This is a genomic window from Granulicella sp. S190 (assembly GCF_009766095.1).
GTDB lineage: Bacteria > Acidobacteriota > Terriglobia > Terriglobales > Acidobacteriaceae > Edaphobacter.
On the sequence record NZ_LMUD01000014.1, the window covers coordinates 38,760 to 54,881 of the forward strand.

A 16,122-nucleotide genomic window follows, 5' to 3' on the forward strand; every position below is an offset into this window, starting at 1 on the left:
CTGCGTTTCCTGTAACTCCGGCAGGAGAAGCTCGTCGAACGCAGCAGGATAGGATCGACAGAACCGAACCGCTCCCTTTGGCATCACATAACAGACAATTACATTGAGGAGCTTGAGACGATGGCGGTAACAGCAGCAACCAGACCGGTACGGAAGCGAGTCGTGATCATTGGCGGAGGCTTTGGCGGTATCAATGCGGTGACGACTCTTGGGAAGTTTCCGGTTGACGTTACGCTGGTGGACCGTAGAAATCACCACTTATTTCAGCCTTTGCTTTATCAAGTGGCGCTTGCGGTTTTATCTCCGGCCGATATCGCACAGCCTATCCGATCACTGGTGCGCAATCATCCGAATGTGGATGTGCTGATGGATGAGGCGATCGGCTTCGATCTGGCGCAGCGACGGGTGAAGCTGAAGACGGAGGTGGAGCTGGAGTATGACTACCTGATTCTTGCGACAGGTTCGACGCACTCGTACTTTGGGCGGGATGAGTGGGCGAAGCTTGCGCCTGGGCTGAAGACGGTTGAGGATGCGACGGAGATTCGGCGACGGGTGCTGCTGGCGTTTGAGCTGGCGGAGCGACAGATGATGGAGACGGGCACGCACCCTGCGCTGAACTTCGTGATCATTGGCGGAGGGCCGACGGGGGTGGAGCTGGCTGGCGCCATCAGCGATATCGCGCGGCTGTATATGGCGAGCGACTTTCGGCACATCGATCCTTCGATGGCGAAGGTGCTTATTCTGGAGGGCTCGCCGAATGTGCTTGCGGCGTATCCGCTTGATTTGCAGAAGAAGGCGATCGAACAGCTCGCGGAGTTGGGCGTGAAGGTTCGGACGGGGGCGCATGTGACGGATGTGCAACCGGGATACGTGATGGTGGGGGAGGAACGTATCGATGCGGTGGTGACGCTATGGGCGGCGGGGGTCCAGGCATCGCCGCTGGGTAAACTGCTGGGGGTGCCGACGGATAAACGAGGCGCTGTGCTTGTCGATTGCTATCTGAACCCGCCGGGCCATCCGGAGATCTTTATCTGCGGCGACCTTGCGCACTTTGAGCAGGATGGGAAGCAGGTGCCGGGGGTGGCGCAGCCTGCGATGCAGATGGGCCGCTATGCGGCAAAGCGCGTTGGACGGCTGGTGGCTGCGAGCTTAGGCAGCGATGGCAGCGGCAAGGATGCACAGTTTCGCTACTTCGATAAAGGCGATATGGCGACGATTGGAAGGAAGGCGGCGGTGGCTAAGATCGAGTGGCCGTTCAAGGCTCACTGGAGCGGCTTTCCTGCGTGGATGACGTGGCTGGTGGTGCACATCTTCTTTCTTATCGGATTTCGCAACCGGCTTTCTGTGTTTCGCCAGTGGGCCTGGACCTATCTGACCTTCAGCGATGGAGCGCGACTGATCACGGGATCGCAGGAGCTGCCGGGTTGGGATACGCAGGGAGATCATTCTGGAGTGGTGACGACGAAGCCACTGGATATGAATTCGCCTAAGACTTAGCTGCGGGTTGGTGAACGCAAAGAGAAGAGCCGCTTGATGGCGGCTCTTTTCTTTGCGTGTGTAGAGGATTTATTTCGCGGAGTCTTCGATTTCTTTCCATTCCGCGTCGGAGAGCTTGACGTCGGATGCGGCAACATTCTCTTCGAGGTGTTCAATCGAGGTTGTTCCGGGGATGGGCAGCATGACGGGGGAGTGATGCAGAAGCCATGCCAGGGAGAGCTGCGAGACGGTTGCTCCGTGGGTCTTGGCTGCGGAGTCGAGCTTGCCACCCGGCTGAGCGAGCTTGCCGGCTGCTACGGGAAACCACGGGATAAAGGCGATTTTGTGTTTGGTGCAGTACTCGACGACGTCGTCGTGCTTGCGGTCTCCGATGTTGTACTGGTTCTGCACGCTTACGATGTCGATGACCTTGCGGGCCTGATCGATCTCGTGGGGTTTGACTTCGCTGAGACCGACGTGGCGGATCTTGCCTTGCTCCTGAAGCTTTTTGATCGCGCCGAGAGATTCCTCGACGGGGACCTTCGGGTCGATACGGTGGAGTTGCCAGAGGTCGATGCGCTCTACCTTGAGCCTGCGCAGACTCATCTCGACCTGCTGGGTGAGGTACTCGGGACGTCCTACGGGTAACCACTCATTCGGACCCTGGCGAGTCAGGCCACCCTTGGTCGCGATGACGACGCCCTTTGCGTAAGGGGCGAGGGCTTCGCCGATGAGTTGCTCGCTGACGTCAGGTCCGTAGGCGTCGGCGGTATCGATGAAATTGATACCGAGTTCGACTACGCGGCGAAGCACCTTCTTTGCGGCTTCGCTATCTTTGGGCGCGCCCCAGATTCCTTCGCCCGTGATACGCATCGCTCCGTATCCCATACGGTTGACAGGAAGATCGCCGCCAATCGCAAATGTTCCGCTTGTTTTCGCACTTACAGTGAGAGTAGCCATACGTTATCGGATGCTGATGGCAGGACAAAGGTGCATCGTCTCGCCTTCGGCGAGAATTTTTATTTGTCGTTTAATGCCGAGGCGTTCGGCTTCGGCGTTGAGGCGCTGGATGGGCTCTTCCATGGGCTCACGGCCTAAACGGAAGGTTCCGTAGTGCATTGGCACCATGCGTTGTGCACCGAGCTCAACGAAGCCTCTGAGTGCCTCTTCCGGGCTGGTGTGGACGGATCTATAACTATCGGGAAAGTAGGCGCCGATGGGGAGGAGAGCGACCTCGGGATGGAGCTTCGCGCCGATCTCGCGGAATCCATCGAAGTAGGCAGTGTCGCCGGAGTGGTAGACGGATTGGCCACCGCCTGCGATGACATAGCCGCCGTAGCCGCGATGAGTGTCGCGGAACATCCTGGCGCCCCAGTGTTTGCATGGGGTCATGGTGATGGTGAGTCCCTGCAGTTCGATCTGGTCCCACCATGCGAGTCCGTGGATGTGGGAGAAGCCGAGTTTTTCAACGAGATCTTCTACGCCGCGAGGCACAACGACCTCAGGCGTGCGGCCAGTGAGTTTGCGCGTGGCGCGGATGACGCGGCGAAGAGAGGCCATGTCGAGGTGATCCATGTGCGCGTGAGTGAGCAAGACTACGTCGATGGCGGGAAGCTCTTCGACCATGACACCGGGGTGGCGCTGGCGGCGGAGAAGGATAAGCCGTTTGGAGAAGACTGGGTCGACCAGTAACTTTCGTCCGTGAATCTGGAGGAGGAAGGAGGAGTGGCCGATGAAGGTGACGCCCAGCTCATTGGGTTTTACCAGCTCGACTGGCCTTGGAGCGCCGGACATTGGTTGTTCGTGGCTCTCGCGGACCAGCCGCCAGAGCTGTTCCATCTTTCTAATTGCGAAGGGTCTGCCCCGCCATGCTCTTTGCATTTCTGTCACCAATAAATAGATGCTCTCTTGTGGGTATACGCACCGAGATACAGCGAAAATCAGGAGCAGCGATGCTACCGGAGGATATCCAAGCCGCATCTACCTTGCGAGAACACCCGCCTGGACGGCTCAATTACGTGGTTTGAGAGGGATCAGGCGAAAGGTAGAACTGCTATCGCTTCCCTGGACCCCATTTTCGATTCCTCTCGCGGCGCGCATATCCAGAGGCGCATATGGGACATGGTTTCGCGATCGCCGCTCCGATCGTTGTGGAATCTGGAGGGAATTCCGGTTCGGGTGGTTGCGAAGCATACCTGGAACTCGTTTCTGGGAGACAACCTGGTGGGACGGGCTGCGGAGCTTGGCTTCTACTTTATCTTCGCGCTGTTTCCGAGCCTGGTGACGGCGACAGCGCTGCTTGGCCTTGCAGCCCGCTCGGCGTCGCATATCTATTACTCTTTGCTGGGATATCTCTCGATCGTGCTGCCGCATGATGCGATGGGGACGGTCCTGGAGACCTTCAACCAGACGACTGCGAACACTACGAGCGGGAAGCTGACCTTTGGCCTGGTAGCCGCTGTGTGGAGTGCGTCGGTAGGATTTTCGGCGATTCAGGACTCGCTGAACGTGGTCTACAAGGTGAAGGAGACGAGGTCTTACTTCGCTGCGCGGTTCTCTGCGATTGGCGTGACAATTCTTTTGATGGGGCTGGTGACGCTGATGCTGGCCTCGCTGTTGGGCGCGGATTTCTTTGCGCGCGTTGCGGAGGTGCGGATCTACCACCACTTTCTGGCTATGGTGGCGGCGGGTACGGCACGCGGTATCGGCTGGCTGTTTGCGGCGACGCTGTTGTCGCTATTTTTTGCGGTGATCTATTACTTCGCTCCGGATGTGAAGCGGAGCCAGTGGCACTGGCTGACACCGGGTGCGGCTATCGGCATCGTTGGATGGATGCTTACCTCGATCGGGCTGCGTGTTTATGTCCACTACTTCGATAACTATTCGGTGACCTATGGTTCTTTGGGTGCGGTCATTATTTTGCTGACGTGGTTTTATCTGACGGGGCTGATGTTGCTGTTGGGGGCGGAGATCAACAGCGAGATAGAAGCCGCCGCTGCTGCGAAGCGTCTGCTCGCACTTGAGCAAAACAGTTTCGCGGCAATGGCGGCCACGGTGGTGGTGCCGACTTCTGCCGCCTAAGCGAAGGCTACTTTGCCGCTGGTTTGAGGATGTCATCCAGACGATCGGGGACACCCGTTACTCTCTCTAACAGCGGGTAGCGTTCGCCTTCGTGGTAGTCCAGTTTGACTACTTTGTAGTAGCCCGTGTTGAGGACGATCAACTCTACGGCTTGGCCGGAGCCCTTCGAGTCGTGTACTGCAGCCTTGAGAACATCGGGGGTGTAGGCGCGACCGTTGACGGCCACGATCTTCATCCCTGGGCCGATGCCGCTCTTGTCAGAGACGCCACCCTTGAGGACGTCGAAGATGTTGCCGGCCTTGTTGACGTGCAGACCGACGGAGTACCAGAAGTCGAAGGTGCCGGACTGCTCGTCTGCCATGGCACTCCAGGAGTTCGGCTTCTCGGTATAGGTGAGCTTGTAGCCGCCGTTTTCGAGTCCGCCTAATGGAGCGTGATAGGAGTTGGAGTCGAGCCGGGTGCGCAGGAAGGTCGCCCAGTCGTTAGCGACGACGCTGTTGAGGCCCGCGACGACATCCTCGAAGGTGTAGGGAACGACCTTGGGTCCGGTGTCTCCGCCGAGCCCGTGAAATTTGGCGACGAAGTCATCGATGCTCTTCTTGTTGTTGGTCATCTTGCGGATGGTGGTGTCGACGTCGAGCCAGACGAGTTCGCCCTCGTCGTAGTAGTCGACGTTAAGGCGCCAGTTGTCCCATCCGTCGCCGGTGGAGTACAGGATCTGCGCGGCGGTTGCGGTGTCCTGAATGTCGCGCCAGGTGCGGCCTGGACGATTGTCATACTCGGCGGCGATGGTGGAGAGACGCTGCTTGTACTGCTCGGGGGACCAGATGCCGCAACGCGCGGCTAACACGTCGCCGAGGTACTCAGTGAGGCCCTCGTAGACCCACAGGAGGTCGCCTTCCATGGGCTTCTGATAGTTGCTGGTGGCGAGGCCGGCGGGGCGGCGATACTTGCCGTTCCAGCTATGGGTGAACTCGTGCGGCAGGAGCAGGCCGTCGAGGACGAACTCGCGGTCGTCGGTGAAGGTGGTAGCCATCACTCGGTCGTCGCTGGACTGATGATGCTCAAGGCCGAAGTGCGCGACCTCGTCGCTGAGGGTGACGAGAAAGTGATACGAGCCGTAGTGGCGGGACTTGTAGAGAGCTCCAGTCTCGCGGACGAGCTTGTCGAAGTCGGCGATGTGCTCTTTGGAGAGATTGACCTGCTCCGGTCCGTCGGCTGCCATGTCGAGGTAGTGCTTCGGGGAGATCTCAGGGGCGAGCGGGATCTCGCGGAAGTACCGGCCTGCGAGTACAGGCGAGTCGACGAGCTGCTCGAGGCTGACGGTCTTGAAGGTGGAGGTCTGTCCGGAGCCGCCATCTTTGTCGAGTGCGGTGCCGAGCTTCCAGCCTTCGGGCAGCCTGACGGAGGGAGTGAACATGACCTGGCTGGCGTCAGTGTTTTCGGGATAGACGAGAAGCGTGTTCCAACTGAGCAGGGCGAGATTTTCGCTGGTGGAGCCGCCTGCGGAGAACCCTGAGAGTGCGGAGGAGGCGAGGAAGTCGATCTTCATCTTAAGCTGGGTGACGCCCTGCGGAACGGTAATGTGATAGGCGAACATGTCTACCTTGTCGCGCTCCCACTTCACGGGCTGGCCGTTGGCAGTGATGAAGAAGCCGGCCATGTTCTCGATGGGGCCGGTGGGACCGTGTTCGCCGGGGATCCACTTGGGGTAGACCACGGTCATCGGTCCGGGGGTGACCGGCATGACTTCGGTGGCGTGGAGGATCTTGCGGGGAGCATCGGTGAGATCGACACTCAGGGTAATTGGCACGGTCTGCGCCCCAGCGACTAAACTGCCTACCGTTGCGGCCAGAGCTGCCCCGGCACACTTCTTCCACAAACCAATCATTCGTTTGCCTTCCACTGTTCGTCTATGTAGAACCGAGGTTAGTCTAACCTGCGGCCTGAGCACTTTGCCTTGAGGGCGGGGCAAATGTGGTGGCGGCTGCTGAATTTGAGGGTAGGATTATGCACACAGGAGAAACGCATGTCTCTAAAAGTTTCGGTCGCCCTGGCGGCCACAGCACTGTTGTTCGCCGCGATGCAGGTTTCTGCGCAGGAGAGCGCACAGCCACTGCAATCGATGCCATATTCGCCGTCGCTCGATCTTTCGAGCCTGGATCGATCGGTCGATCCTTGTACAGACTTTTACAAGTTTTCGTGCGGCGGATGGGAGAAGAAGAATCCGATTCCTGCGGACCAATCCGGCTGGAGCGTATATGCGAAGCTGGGCAATGATAACGAGCAGTTCCTGTGGGGCATTCTCGCCGACGATGCGAAGGCCGCGAATCGCAATGCGACCCAGCAGAAGGTAGGCGACTACTTTGCTTCGTGTATGAATACGTCCGCGATCGACGCGCTCGGGCTGAAGCCGGTGCAGGCGGAGCTGGCGAAGATTAATGCGTTGAAGACGCGGCCGGAGCTGATCGCGGCTATTAGCACGCTGCATCGTGACTCTTCGGGCAGTTTCCTGTTTGGTTCCGGGACGGATCAAGATGCGCTTGATTCATCCCTGGAGATCGTAGCGCTGGGTGCGGGCGGACTGGGGCTTCCCGACCGCGACTATTACATCAACAGCGATGAGAAGAGCGTGAAGCTGCGCGAGCAGTATGTTGCGTTTATTCAGAAGCTGCTGACGCTGGGTGGGGAGTCTGCGGCGCAGGCGAAGCTCGATGCGGATGCGACGCTTCGGATTGAGACTACGCTTGCAAAGGCGTCGCTGACGCGGGTGGAGCGGCGCGATCCGCACAACATTTATCACATGATGACGATTGAGGAGTTGGGCAAGATTGCGCCTGCGTTCGACTGGCCGCACTACTTTGAGACGCAGGGCGCGCCGGGTGTTGTGAAGGTGAACGTCTCGCAGCCGGCGTTTTTCAAGGCGGTGCAGGCTGAGATTTCTGCGGAGCCGGTGGAGGCATTGCGCGGGTATCTACGGTTTCACCTGCTGGCGGCGGCAGCGCCTGATCTTGCTCATCCAATAGCGCAGGCTCACTTCGACTTTTACTCGACGACTTTGCGCGGAGTTCCAGCGATGCCGCCGCGTTGGAAGACGTGTACGCGGGGAGTGGATGGCGATCTGGGAGAGGCACTGGGGCAGGAGTTTGTGAAGCGCACGTTTTCTGCAGATACCAAGGCGAAGACGCGGCTGATGACGGAGCAGGTTGAGACGGCGATGAAGCAGGAGATCGAAGGTCTCGACTGGATGAGCCCTGCGACCAAGCAGGAGGCGTTGCGCAAGCTGCATGTGATTCGCAACAAAATCGGATATCCGGACCAGTGGCGGGACTATTCGGCGCTTGAGATCAAGCCAGATGATTATTTTGGCAATGTGACGCGATCGTATCGCTTCGAGGATGCACGTCAGTGGCACAAGCTGGGCAAGCCGGTCGACCTGAATGAGTGGGGAATGACGCCGCCGACAGTGAATGCTTACTTCAATCCGCAGATGAACGATATCAATTTTCCGGCAGGTGTTCTGCAGCCGCCGCTGTATGACACGAAGCTCGATGATGCGCCGAACTATGGCAACACGGGAGCGACGATCGGGCACGAGCTGACGCATGCCTTTGACGATGAGGGGCGGCAGTTCGACGATAAGGGCAATCTTCGCGACTGGTGGACGGCGACGGATGCGAAGGGCTTCGAGGACCGCATCAACTGCGTTCGCGATCAGTATGCGAAGTATGTTGTGGTGGATGACATTCACATCAACTCCAAACTGACGAGCGGGGAGGATGTGGCGGACCTGGGCGGGACGCTGCTTGCGTATATTGCGTGGAAGAAGCAGACCGAGGGACAACAGTTGGCGACCGTAGACGGGTTTACGCCGGATCAGCGCTTCTTCGTCGGGATGGCGCAGTGGGCGTGTGAGAATGAGCGCCCGGAGGTGCTGCGGGTGCGCGCGATTACAGACCCCCACTCGCCGGGGTATGCGCGAATCAACGGGGTGGTTTCGAATCTGCCGGAGTTTCAGAAGGCGTTCAGTTGCAAGGCGGGTCAGCCGATGGTGCATGCGCCGACCTGCCGGGTCTGGTAGGAGCGATGGACTTTTCCCGATTCCGGCGGCTTCGTGATGGCAGATACGAGGCTGCCGGTGTTGGAATCGGCTCCAAGACAGTACACTTGACCCTAATCTAATGAATCTTTACGCGATTGTTCTATCGGTTATCGTGGTCACGCTGCTGACGGTCTCGTTGACCCGTCTGGGCAAGGTGAAGACCAAGGCGGACTACCTTGTGGCTGGCCGTTCGCTGCCGGCGTTTGTGCTGGTGTTCACGCTACTGTCGAGCTGGATTGGATCGGGCTCGTTGCTGGGGGGCGCGGAGAATGCGTACAGGCATGGGTTCGCGGCACTGTGGCAAGGAGGCGGCGGTTGGGCAGGGCTGCTGCTGATTTACTTTATTGCTCCGCGCGCGCGAAAGTTCGCGCAGTTTACGATTCCCGATCTGCTGGAGGCCCGATATAACCAGGCGGCGCGGGTGCTTGGCGTAATTGCGATTTTGTTTTGCTATACCGCGGTGACCAGCTACCAGTTTGTGGGGGGCGGCGATATTCTGCACCTCATCTTTCCTGACCTGATTACCCCCGATCTCGGAAAGTACATTATTGCGGCGTTTGTAATTGTCTTTACCGCGATTGCGGGCATGGCTTCGGTTGCGTACATGGATGTCGCGATTGGGCTGCTGGCTACGTTTACGATGATCGTCGCGCTGCCGATTCTGGCGCATCGCGCGGGCGGATGGGCGGCGATTCATGCGAGCCTTCCTGCGACGCACTTCCAGGTACTGGGGGACCTGAGCTTTGTTCAAGGACTGGAGCTGTTTCTTCCGACCTGTCTTCTGCTGCTAGGGAACCAGTCGATGTATCAGAAGTTTTTCTCGGCGAAGTCGGAGAAGGATGCGACGCGCGCGGTTGTCGGGTGGATCATCGGCACGGTTATTCTCGAGACCGTGATTGTCGCGCTTGCCGTTGTAGGATCGAGCCTTTTTCCGAGCGGCGAGGTGCATGCGCGGCCGCGGGAGATTCTGGCTTACCTTGGGCTTCATGGCTTCTCCGGATCGGGTCCACTTCGCCTGCTGGGCGCGCTGCTGATGGGCGCGATCTTTGCGAAGATTATCTCTACCGCGAATAACTGGCTTTTTTCTCCCTCTACGAATCTTGTCAATGACATCTACCTTCGTTACATCAATCCTGAGGCAACGAACAAGAAGACGCTTGCTATCTCGCGTTTGATGGTTGTTCTGCTTGGGTTGTGGGCGCTTTACCAGTCGTTGCATATCGAGTCGGTGCTGAAGAAGTCGCTGTATGCCTATACGATCTATGGCGCGGCGCTAACTCCGGTGATTCTTGCCACGTTTTACTGGCGGCGTGCGACTGCGGCGGGCGCCGTGGCCAGCATCGCGGTCGGAACCTTCGTTACCGTTTTCTGGGATTCGGGCTTTGTCCATGCGCATCTGCCCGCGGTGGTCAGCGAACGTGACGCTATTTTGCCGGCCCTGGTAGCGTCTCTTCTGTGCCTGGTGCTGGTGAGTCTCTTTACCGAACCGCCCACGGAAAAGCAGTTGCAGCCCTTCTCTGAAGGCTGAAGAGCCCTCTGTTTGCAGGCTGTTAACGATAATGTTCGATACTTAGTCTTCCACTTTCAGCGAACGCGCAGTTGGTTTGCCGCAGGCGCCATCGATAAGGCCGCATAAAGATAAATGAACTACCGACTAACGCCTGACCTCGCCGCGATGGCTACCCTTCTCGCGATCTTGTATTTCCTGCGCAAACGCCATCCTCAGGACAGGGTCGATCTCTGGATCAGCGGCCTTCTGTTCATCTTCCTCGAGTCGCTTGCACATGCTTTCTACACGCCAAAGGGCCGATGGCACCTGAGCTCGCATATCGTTGCTCTGGATGCCTACCTGGCGGCAGGGGTTATCTTTCTCTGGGCAGCCGCGAAGTCGCTGTTCCCGCGCAGGCCCACGCTCTACTACCTGTGGCTGAACTCGTTGCCGCTGTTGGCAGTACTGACGACGTATGGCTTCGACGTTCGAACGCCGGGGATCTTTCACGTCTTTATTGGCTGCGGTCTTGTGCTGGGGACGTTGAGTCCTTTTGTGCTGGCTCGCACGTGGAGGCTTGGCCGGGCCTGGTGGATCGTTGGCGCCCAGATCTGCGTCTGGAGCTCCGCGTGGCTTTTTGCTTCGAACGGGATGTATCGCGACGCAGCGTATCTCCCGCTCTTTGCTCTGTACGCGACGACAGCTATCCACTTCCAGTTGAGCTTGCCCAGCAAGAGCCTGGGGAAGGTGGCGATCGTGCTCGGCTTCACGATATGGGCGCTGGTGTTTCTTTTGCACTCCTGGGTGACCAACCGACCGCAGTACATCGACGTGGCGGCACAGATATGGGACATGCAGAAGTTTCTGGTTACGATCGGGATGCTGCTGGTGATGCTGGAACACCAGGTGACCAGTAACGAGTGGTACGCCTTCCACGACCACCTGACAGGCTTGCCAAACCGCCGACTGTTCGAGGACAGGCTCGGTAAGGCGTTGTGTCATGCGGAGCGGACCCATACCCGAACCGCGTTGCTTATGCTGGATCTGAACGGGTTCAAGCTGATCAACGACGTTCACGGACACGATACCGGTGACGAGGTGTTGCAGCACATCTCGCATCATCTCCGGGCAGCGCTCCGGGTCCCAGATACTCTTGCACGTCTTGGAGGGGACGAGTTTATTGTGATTGCCACGGATCTTCCCGTAGAAAGGCCGGCGGCCCGCATTGCCGATGACTACGTTGCCCGTATCTCTGAGGCGCTGCGCAAGCCTGTTCAGATCAATGGCAGCGAGCTTACCGTGAGTGGAAGCATCGGAGTGGCTATCTACCCTGACGACACTCTCGATGAGGTGCTTCTGCGTCGTCTGGCCGATCAGCGTATGTATGAACAGAAACGACAGACACTAGTCCATGTCTAATTAAAGTAAAAGTTATTTTTGCACTCACTTTTTTCGATCTGCTGCATCCTATCCCAGTACACAATTTCACCAGGAGAGATCTTTATGGCATTTGAAACCCTAACCTTCGACAACAACGCAACTTTCTTCCCGGTAGGTCTGGATTTCATTGCCCCCTTTGAAAACAGCTCCTCTGACCCTTTCTCACAGTACGCCGCATCCGAGTCTTTTCATGCCGCGAAGAAACCTCTCGACGACGATGAGGACGAGTTCGAGGATGAAGATGAGGAAGAGGACGACGAGGATGATGACGAGGAAGAGCTTGAGGACGATGATGACGAACTCGACGATGACGAGGAGGAAGAGGACGACGACGAGTACGAAGACGAAGACGATGACGAGGATGAGGACGACGACGAAGAGGAAGACGACGACGTCGATGAACTTCAGGTTGGCCGCAGGCGCTAGCCTCTTATTTTGGGCCTGTCACCTCTGAAAGGTGAGTGACAGGCCGCTCGTCTTGCCTCATCTTGTCCGTTCTTGTCCGCGAGGGGTTGAGCGGCGCTTTTCTGAGTGCTAGTAGCCTGCCTCTGTCACGATGTTTTGAAGATCTTTTCCGGCAAGGAATCGCTTTACCTGTTCGGCTCCGAAGCGGAAGGCGCGGTGGATGAACTCTGGTGTCGATCCGGCTACGTGTGGAGTGATCATGCAGTTTGGCGCAGACCAGAGAGGGTGGCCGGGTGGAAGCGGCTCGGGGTCGGTTACATCGAGTGCGGCCCTTATTCGATGATCCCGGAGTGCCTCTAGCAGCGCCTCGGTGACTACTACAGCTCCACGAGCTGCATTGACGAGAAGAGCTCCGCGCTTCATCAGGCGAATCTCCGTTGCTCCGATGAGTCCGTGGGTCTCGGGTGTAAGCGGAACGACAAGGACGACGACATCGGCTTTCGGCAGAAGATTATTCAGTTCGGCGACGGCAGAGACCTCCGGCTCTTTGCGAGGGCTACGCGCCACTCGAAGGATGTCGACACCAAACGGCTTGAGCCGAGTCTCAATGGCAGCGCCAATGGATCCGTAGCCGACGATGAGTACCGTCTTGCCAGCCAAGTCTTCTCCCAGAATCTGGTATTGGCCGACCTGGACGCCACCCTCGTTGAGGAAGCCGTCTGTTACGGAGGACTGGCCCTTCCACTCGCCGCGTAGCTGCAGGTCGCGATAGCGTGGGAACCTCTTGAAGGAGTTAAGGATTGCGGTCAGGACCCACTCGGAGGTCGAGATATCGTGAATGCCGCGTCCGTCGCAGAGGACAATATCCTTCGGCAGCCATGGCGCAATCCAATCCACGCCCGCCATCATGGACTGAACTACTTTGACGCCGCGCAGATGGTTGAAGATCTCCTGGGCTTCCTTGCGGGCGAAGGGCAGGATCCAGAAGTCGACGTCCAGGGTTGCCGATGGCTTTCGAGGGATACGTACAATCTCTGCCTCGGGTGGAAGATCTACCAGCAGTTCAGAGGAGAGAAGTTCATCGACACCGACACGCATCATTGTCTAAGTGTGCATGAATCTACGGGCAAAGACAAAATCGAGACTCTCCGGAGCAGATCAGTCCCGTCTCCTCGTTTGGTTCGAAGGTTGAGGACTCCGGTGCGCACGATCGCATCTGCGCGGGCTCCTTGATGGTGGTGAGCTACAGGAGTTGAGAGGTCCCTGCAGAAATATAGAGGTTTCTTCCTGTGGTATCTAAGATTCCAGGGAGCGATATGATCCCTGATAGTGATCTTTGTGAGGCACCGCGAACCGCGCCTTGGCTAAGGGTGCAGAGTAGATCCTCACCAAGGGGAACCGATCATGGAAACTCGCGTGCGTTCAGCTGCCCCGGAGACGCAGCTAGCTAGAAGCCTCATGCGTTCGGCCAATGGAGCCTATGATGCGCCCGACGAAACACGAATGATTGCGGTCATCCTGGAAGGACAGACCCACGTATACCACGATCTAGTACGACGTTATGAGCGAGCGGTGTATCGGATGGCATTCCTGATACTCAAGAATGAGGCGGATGCGGAGTGCGCGGCTCAACAGGCATTCGTGAACGCTTACCGAAGCCTGAAAAGCTTTCGAGGGCAACTGAGATTCAGTACCTGGCTGATAAACATTGCGTCCTGTGAGGCGGATGAGCATCTGCGTCAGCGGCAGGTTGCGGTCTAATTTCTACCTGAACTGCTTTGACCTTAAGATGCTCTCGCTTTCCTGACAGCTTGTGGCAGCGGAAGAGCTCGCGTGCATCGGGAAGAAAAGCTTTCGGCCAGCTGACTTGTGACGAAATAAGGGTTGCATTTGTTCAACCGACGTCATCAATTTTCGCTGTGATCGATATCTGGTTTGAAGAGTTGGGTGATCCAAGAGCGCAGGCCACGCATGGGATGCGTATAGATCACCTGACCTGGTACGACAAGGGTTACCGTCGTGCCAGCTTGCTGGGAACTAGAGATATTGAGGGTTCCGCCGAGGTACGCTGCCCGTTCCCGCATACCTGCCAGGCCAAGGTGTCCGGCGTTGCCGGATCGTAAAGTCTCTTCGTCGATGCCACGGCCATTGTCCCGGATTTCGAGGCGAAACCGTCTCTTGTACTGTAGTTCAATCCAGAGATTTCTTGATCCGGAGTGGGCGCAAGAGTTGCGAATGGCTTCATAGGCGATGCGATATACCTCGTCCCGAGTGATAGGATGCATCTCCCTGATGGTGCCCACGGTTGAGATGGTGGCATCCATTCTGGCTTCTGGAATGCAATCATCAGCTACCCGTTGAATAGCCACTACAAGGTCGTTCGCTTCGATGGAAGATCTTCGAAGAGCCTCCAGGGCAGCACGACCTTCGATGCTGGCGCGGTCGAGCCAGTCGGATAGTCGATCCAAGGCTCGGGCGGTCAAGCGCGCATCCTCCACGTGGTCGCGTGCGTCGTCGGCGACCATTTTGCTGCCTTGAATCGTTTGCAGGAGGGTGTCGTGTAGATCACGAGCCAAGCGGGTTCGTTCCTGCAGTCGCTCGTCTAAACGCTGTCTCAAGGAGTTGGCATAGACCCGCAGGCGATAGAAGTAGCTCAACGTTGCGATCGCAAGGAGCACGAGTCCAGCGAGGATATGAAAGGTAAGAGTCTGATACCAGGCCGGTGAAACTGTAGATGCTGTCTGGGTGCCATCACGTGCCGCAAAGAGGAGCCATGTGGAAGCACCGGGCAGAGATCTACCCGCGGGCGGACTCCATTTTGTAAAGCGTATTCCGTCGCTGTTCCAGAGGTAACCACCGCTGGTCTGTGCGAGACTCTGGGGGTGGGCCAGCAAAGCGTTCTCGTCGGTGCGCCAAGAACGGTGGGCGTATTGCATCAGTCTCGTGGGCGGTTCCGAAGACTGAGCTGCGGGATCCGCAAAAAAAACAAGCAGGATAGCTACAAAGACGATCCCATGCTGCGAATTAGAGGTGTTTTGAATTTGCATGCGTCGATGTTCAATCTGTCCGACTGAAAGATGCTCATATCTGGAGCAGACCTCGACGTAAGGCGATCGTAACGGCGTGTGTTCTGTCGTTAGCTTGAAGTTTGTCGACGATATTTTTGATATGAAAGTTGACCGTTGTTTCGGAGATGGAGAGCTGACTCGCGATCTGTTTATTTTTGTTACCCTCCCGGATCAAGTCAAGAACCTCGAGTTCACGAGGAGTAAGGTCTTCTTGTCCCATATGCTCTGCAACGCTGCTGGCGACGTCAGAGGGGATATGTTTCCGTCCGGTCGATACGGTGCGGATGATCTTCAGCAATTCATTTTTTGGCGTGCTTTTCAAGACGTAGGCAGAGGCTCCTGCGCGCATAGCACGCTGAATCTCAATGTCGCCGCTCGAGGTGGTGAGCATCATGATCCTGACGTGAGGGAACTCATTCCGAATTGAGATAAGGGCGTCGGTTCCGCTTGCACCTGGAAGCCGCTGGTCCATGAGGACTAAGTCCGGCTTTACCCGGCGATACTCCTGGAGCGCTTCCTCTGCAGTCGAAACCTGTGCCACCATCTCCATGTCTTCCTGAGCCTCAATGATCATGTTCAGACCCTCGCGGAAGATAGGATGATCCTCAACGATCATGATGCGAATTCGTTTTGCTGTTGGCATGTTCTCCTCTCGCGATGTAACTGTTATTGAGTATCGTCATCGGCGTATTTTCGAGAGATCTTAGTGCCCGATTACTGTCTTTGGCAGCTCCGTCGAGCCACTCTACAACCTGATTCAAGGCAACCACAGTCTTTGGGGCATTTGGAGAGCTGTGTCGGACTTGATCTACGACAGATTTGCTGCGCTGAATCGTCTGGGCTAAATTTTCGTGAAGTGACCTGGCGAGTATTGCTCTTTGCTCAAAACGTCCCGAGTAGGCTTCGTCCAGCGATTTTTGATAGTGGCGTACTCCTCGCCGGTACATGGTATACAGGCCCAAGTCGAAGAGGACAAAAGAAAAGATTCCCCACAGAAACGAAACGAAGGTCGAAGATCCCAGTGTTTCCATGGTTTAGGCCTCCTATCAGCACCGAGTGCT

At 57.2% G+C, this 16,122-nt stretch carries 14 protein-coding genes; 7 read left to right on the top strand and 7 right to left on the bottom strand.

The window, feature by feature from the left end; all coding sequences use genetic code 11:
- Window positions 1-120: 120 nt before the first annotated feature.
- Complete coding sequence (locus tag GSQ94_RS06715; RefSeq protein WP_158942777.1) at window positions 121-1,497, top strand: NAD(P)/FAD-dependent oxidoreductase; 1,377 nt, start codon at window positions 121-123, stop codon at window positions 1,495-1,497.
- Window positions 1,498-1,566: 69 nt separating this feature from the next.
- Here the strand turns inward: GSQ94_RS06715 and GSQ94_RS06720 are convergent, their stop codons facing one another.
- Window positions 1,567-2,436, bottom strand: coding sequence for an aldo/keto reductase (locus GSQ94_RS06720; protein ID WP_158942779.1), 870 nt, complete (start codon window positions 2,434-2,436; stop codon window positions 1,567-1,569).
- 3 nt (window positions 2,437-2,439) lie between these two features.
- The gene (locus GSQ94_RS06725) at window positions 2,440-3,315 is read right to left on the bottom strand and encodes an MBL fold metallo-hydrolase (RefSeq protein WP_254063701.1); all 876 of its coding nucleotides are present in this window, start codon (window positions 3,313-3,315) and stop codon (window positions 2,440-2,442) included.
- 282 nt (window positions 3,316-3,597) lie between these two features.
- Between GSQ94_RS06725 and GSQ94_RS06730 the strand changes: the two genes are divergently transcribed.
- Window positions 3,598-4,557 (top strand): YihY/virulence factor BrkB family protein, encoded by a 960-nt coding sequence (locus GSQ94_RS06730; RefSeq protein WP_158942781.1) that lies wholly within the window; start codon window positions 3,598-3,600, stop codon window positions 4,555-4,557.
- A gap of 7 nt (window positions 4,558-4,564) precedes the next feature.
- Here the strand turns inward: GSQ94_RS06730 and GSQ94_RS06735 are convergent, their stop codons facing one another.
- Window positions 4,565-6,448: a M61 family metallopeptidase gene (locus tag GSQ94_RS06735; protein WP_158942783.1), complete on the bottom strand. Its 1,884-nt coding sequence runs from the start codon at window positions 6,446-6,448 to the stop codon at window positions 4,565-4,567.
- A gap of 138 nt (window positions 6,449-6,586) precedes the next feature.
- On the opposite strand from GSQ94_RS06735, the gene GSQ94_RS06740 reads away from it, so the two are divergent.
- The 4 genes from GSQ94_RS06740 to GSQ94_RS20960 all read left to right on the top strand — a co-directional run bounded on the left by GSQ94_RS06740 (window position 6,587) and on the right by GSQ94_RS20960 (window position 12,014).
- Window positions 6,587-8,638 carry a M13 family metallopeptidase gene (locus GSQ94_RS06740; RefSeq protein WP_158942785.1) on the top strand — a complete coding sequence of 684 codons (2,052 nt, stop codon included), beginning with the start codon at window positions 6,587-6,589 and terminating at the stop codon, window positions 8,636-8,638.
- Window positions 8,639-8,738: 100 nt separating this feature from the next.
- Complete coding sequence (locus GSQ94_RS06745) at window positions 8,739-10,187, top strand: sodium:solute symporter (protein ID WP_158942787.1); 1,449 nt, start codon at window positions 8,739-8,741, stop codon at window positions 10,185-10,187.
- A 114-nt stretch (window positions 10,188-10,301) separates the two neighbouring features.
- Window positions 10,302-11,567, top strand: a complete 1,266-nt coding sequence (locus GSQ94_RS06750) for a GGDEF domain-containing protein (RefSeq protein WP_158942789.1) — start codon at window positions 10,302-10,304, stop codon at window positions 11,565-11,567.
- An 84-nt stretch (window positions 11,568-11,651) separates the two neighbouring features.
- Window positions 11,652-12,014, top strand: coding sequence for a hypothetical protein (locus GSQ94_RS20960; protein WP_174240893.1), 363 nt, complete (start codon window positions 11,652-11,654; stop codon window positions 12,012-12,014).
- A gap of 108 nt (window positions 12,015-12,122) precedes the next feature.
- On the opposite strand, the gene GSQ94_RS06760 is transcribed toward GSQ94_RS20960, so the two are convergent.
- Complete coding sequence (locus GSQ94_RS06760; RefSeq protein ID WP_174240894.1) at window positions 12,123-13,094, bottom strand: 2-hydroxyacid dehydrogenase; 972 nt, start codon at window positions 13,092-13,094, stop codon at window positions 12,123-12,125.
- A gap of 315 nt (window positions 13,095-13,409) precedes the next feature.
- On the opposite strand from GSQ94_RS06760, the gene GSQ94_RS06765 reads away from it, so the two are divergent.
- The gene (locus GSQ94_RS06765; protein WP_158942791.1) at window positions 13,410-13,754 is read left to right on the top strand and encodes a sigma factor; all 345 of its coding nucleotides are present in this window, start codon (window positions 13,410-13,412) and stop codon (window positions 13,752-13,754) included.
- 146 nt (window positions 13,755-13,900) lie between these two features.
- On the opposite strand, the gene GSQ94_RS06770 is transcribed toward GSQ94_RS06765, so the two are convergent.
- From GSQ94_RS06770 to GSQ94_RS06780, 3 genes are all read right to left on the bottom strand, one after another.
- On the bottom strand, window positions 13,901-14,929 hold the full coding sequence (locus tag GSQ94_RS06770) for a sensor histidine kinase (protein WP_158942793.1): 1,029 nt from the start codon (window positions 14,927-14,929) through the stop codon (window positions 13,901-13,903).
- Window positions 14,930-15,074: 145 nt separating this feature from the next.
- On the bottom strand, window positions 15,075-15,704 hold the full coding sequence (locus tag GSQ94_RS06775; protein ID WP_158942795.1) for a response regulator transcription factor: 630 nt from the start codon (window positions 15,702-15,704) through the stop codon (window positions 15,075-15,077).
- Window positions 15,667-16,092 (bottom strand): hypothetical protein, encoded by a 426-nt coding sequence (locus GSQ94_RS06780; RefSeq protein WP_158942797.1) that lies wholly within the window; start codon window positions 16,090-16,092, stop codon window positions 15,667-15,669. The genes GSQ94_RS06775 and GSQ94_RS06780 overlap by 38 nt, the downstream gene beginning before the upstream one ends.
- Between the last annotated feature and the right edge of the window lie 30 nt (window positions 16,093-16,122).

Excerpts from the sequence above, each read along its gene's own strand:
- GSQ94_RS06735 (WP_158942783.1), bottom strand. The coding sequence starts at position 6,448 with ATGATTGGTTTGTGGAAGAAGTGTGCCGGGGCAGCTCTGGCCGCAACG.
- GSQ94_RS06770 (WP_158942793.1), bottom strand. The coding sequence starts at position 14,929 with ATGCAATACGCCCACCGTTCTTGGCGCACCGACGAGAACGCTTTGCTG.
- GSQ94_RS06740 (WP_158942785.1), top strand. The coding sequence starts at position 6,587 with ATGTCTCTAAAAGTTTCGGTCGCCCTGGCGGCCACAGCACTGTTGTTC.
- GSQ94_RS06780 (WP_158942797.1), bottom strand. The coding sequence starts at position 16,092 with ATGGAAACACTGGGATCTTCGACCTTCGTTTCGTTTCTGTGGGGAATC.
- GSQ94_RS06750 (WP_158942789.1), top strand. The coding sequence starts at position 10,302 with ATGAACTACCGACTAACGCCTGACCTCGCCGCGATGGCTACCCTTCTC.
- GSQ94_RS06775 (WP_158942795.1), bottom strand. The coding sequence starts at position 15,704 with ATGCCAACAGCAAAACGAATTCGCATCATGATCGTTGAGGATCATCCT.
- GSQ94_RS06720 (WP_158942779.1), bottom strand. The coding sequence starts at position 2,436 with ATGGCTACTCTCACTGTAAGTGCGAAAACAAGCGGAACATTTGCGATT.
- GSQ94_RS06725 (WP_254063701.1), bottom strand. The coding sequence starts at position 3,315 with ATGGAACAGCTCTGGCGGCTGGTCCGCGAGAGCCACGAACAACCAATG.
- GSQ94_RS06745 (WP_158942787.1), top strand. The coding sequence starts at position 8,739 with ATGAATCTTTACGCGATTGTTCTATCGGTTATCGTGGTCACGCTGCTG.
- GSQ94_RS06760 (WP_174240894.1), bottom strand. The coding sequence starts at position 13,094 with ATGATGCGTGTCGGTGTCGATGAACTTCTCTCCTCTGAACTGCTGGTA.
- GSQ94_RS20960 (WP_174240893.1), top strand. The coding sequence starts at position 11,652 with ATGGCATTTGAAACCCTAACCTTCGACAACAACGCAACTTTCTTCCCG.
- GSQ94_RS06730 (WP_158942781.1), top strand. The coding sequence starts at position 3,598 with ATGGTTTCGCGATCGCCGCTCCGATCGTTGTGGAATCTGGAGGGAATT.
- GSQ94_RS06715 (WP_158942777.1), top strand. The coding sequence starts at position 121 with ATGGCGGTAACAGCAGCAACCAGACCGGTACGGAAGCGAGTCGTGATC.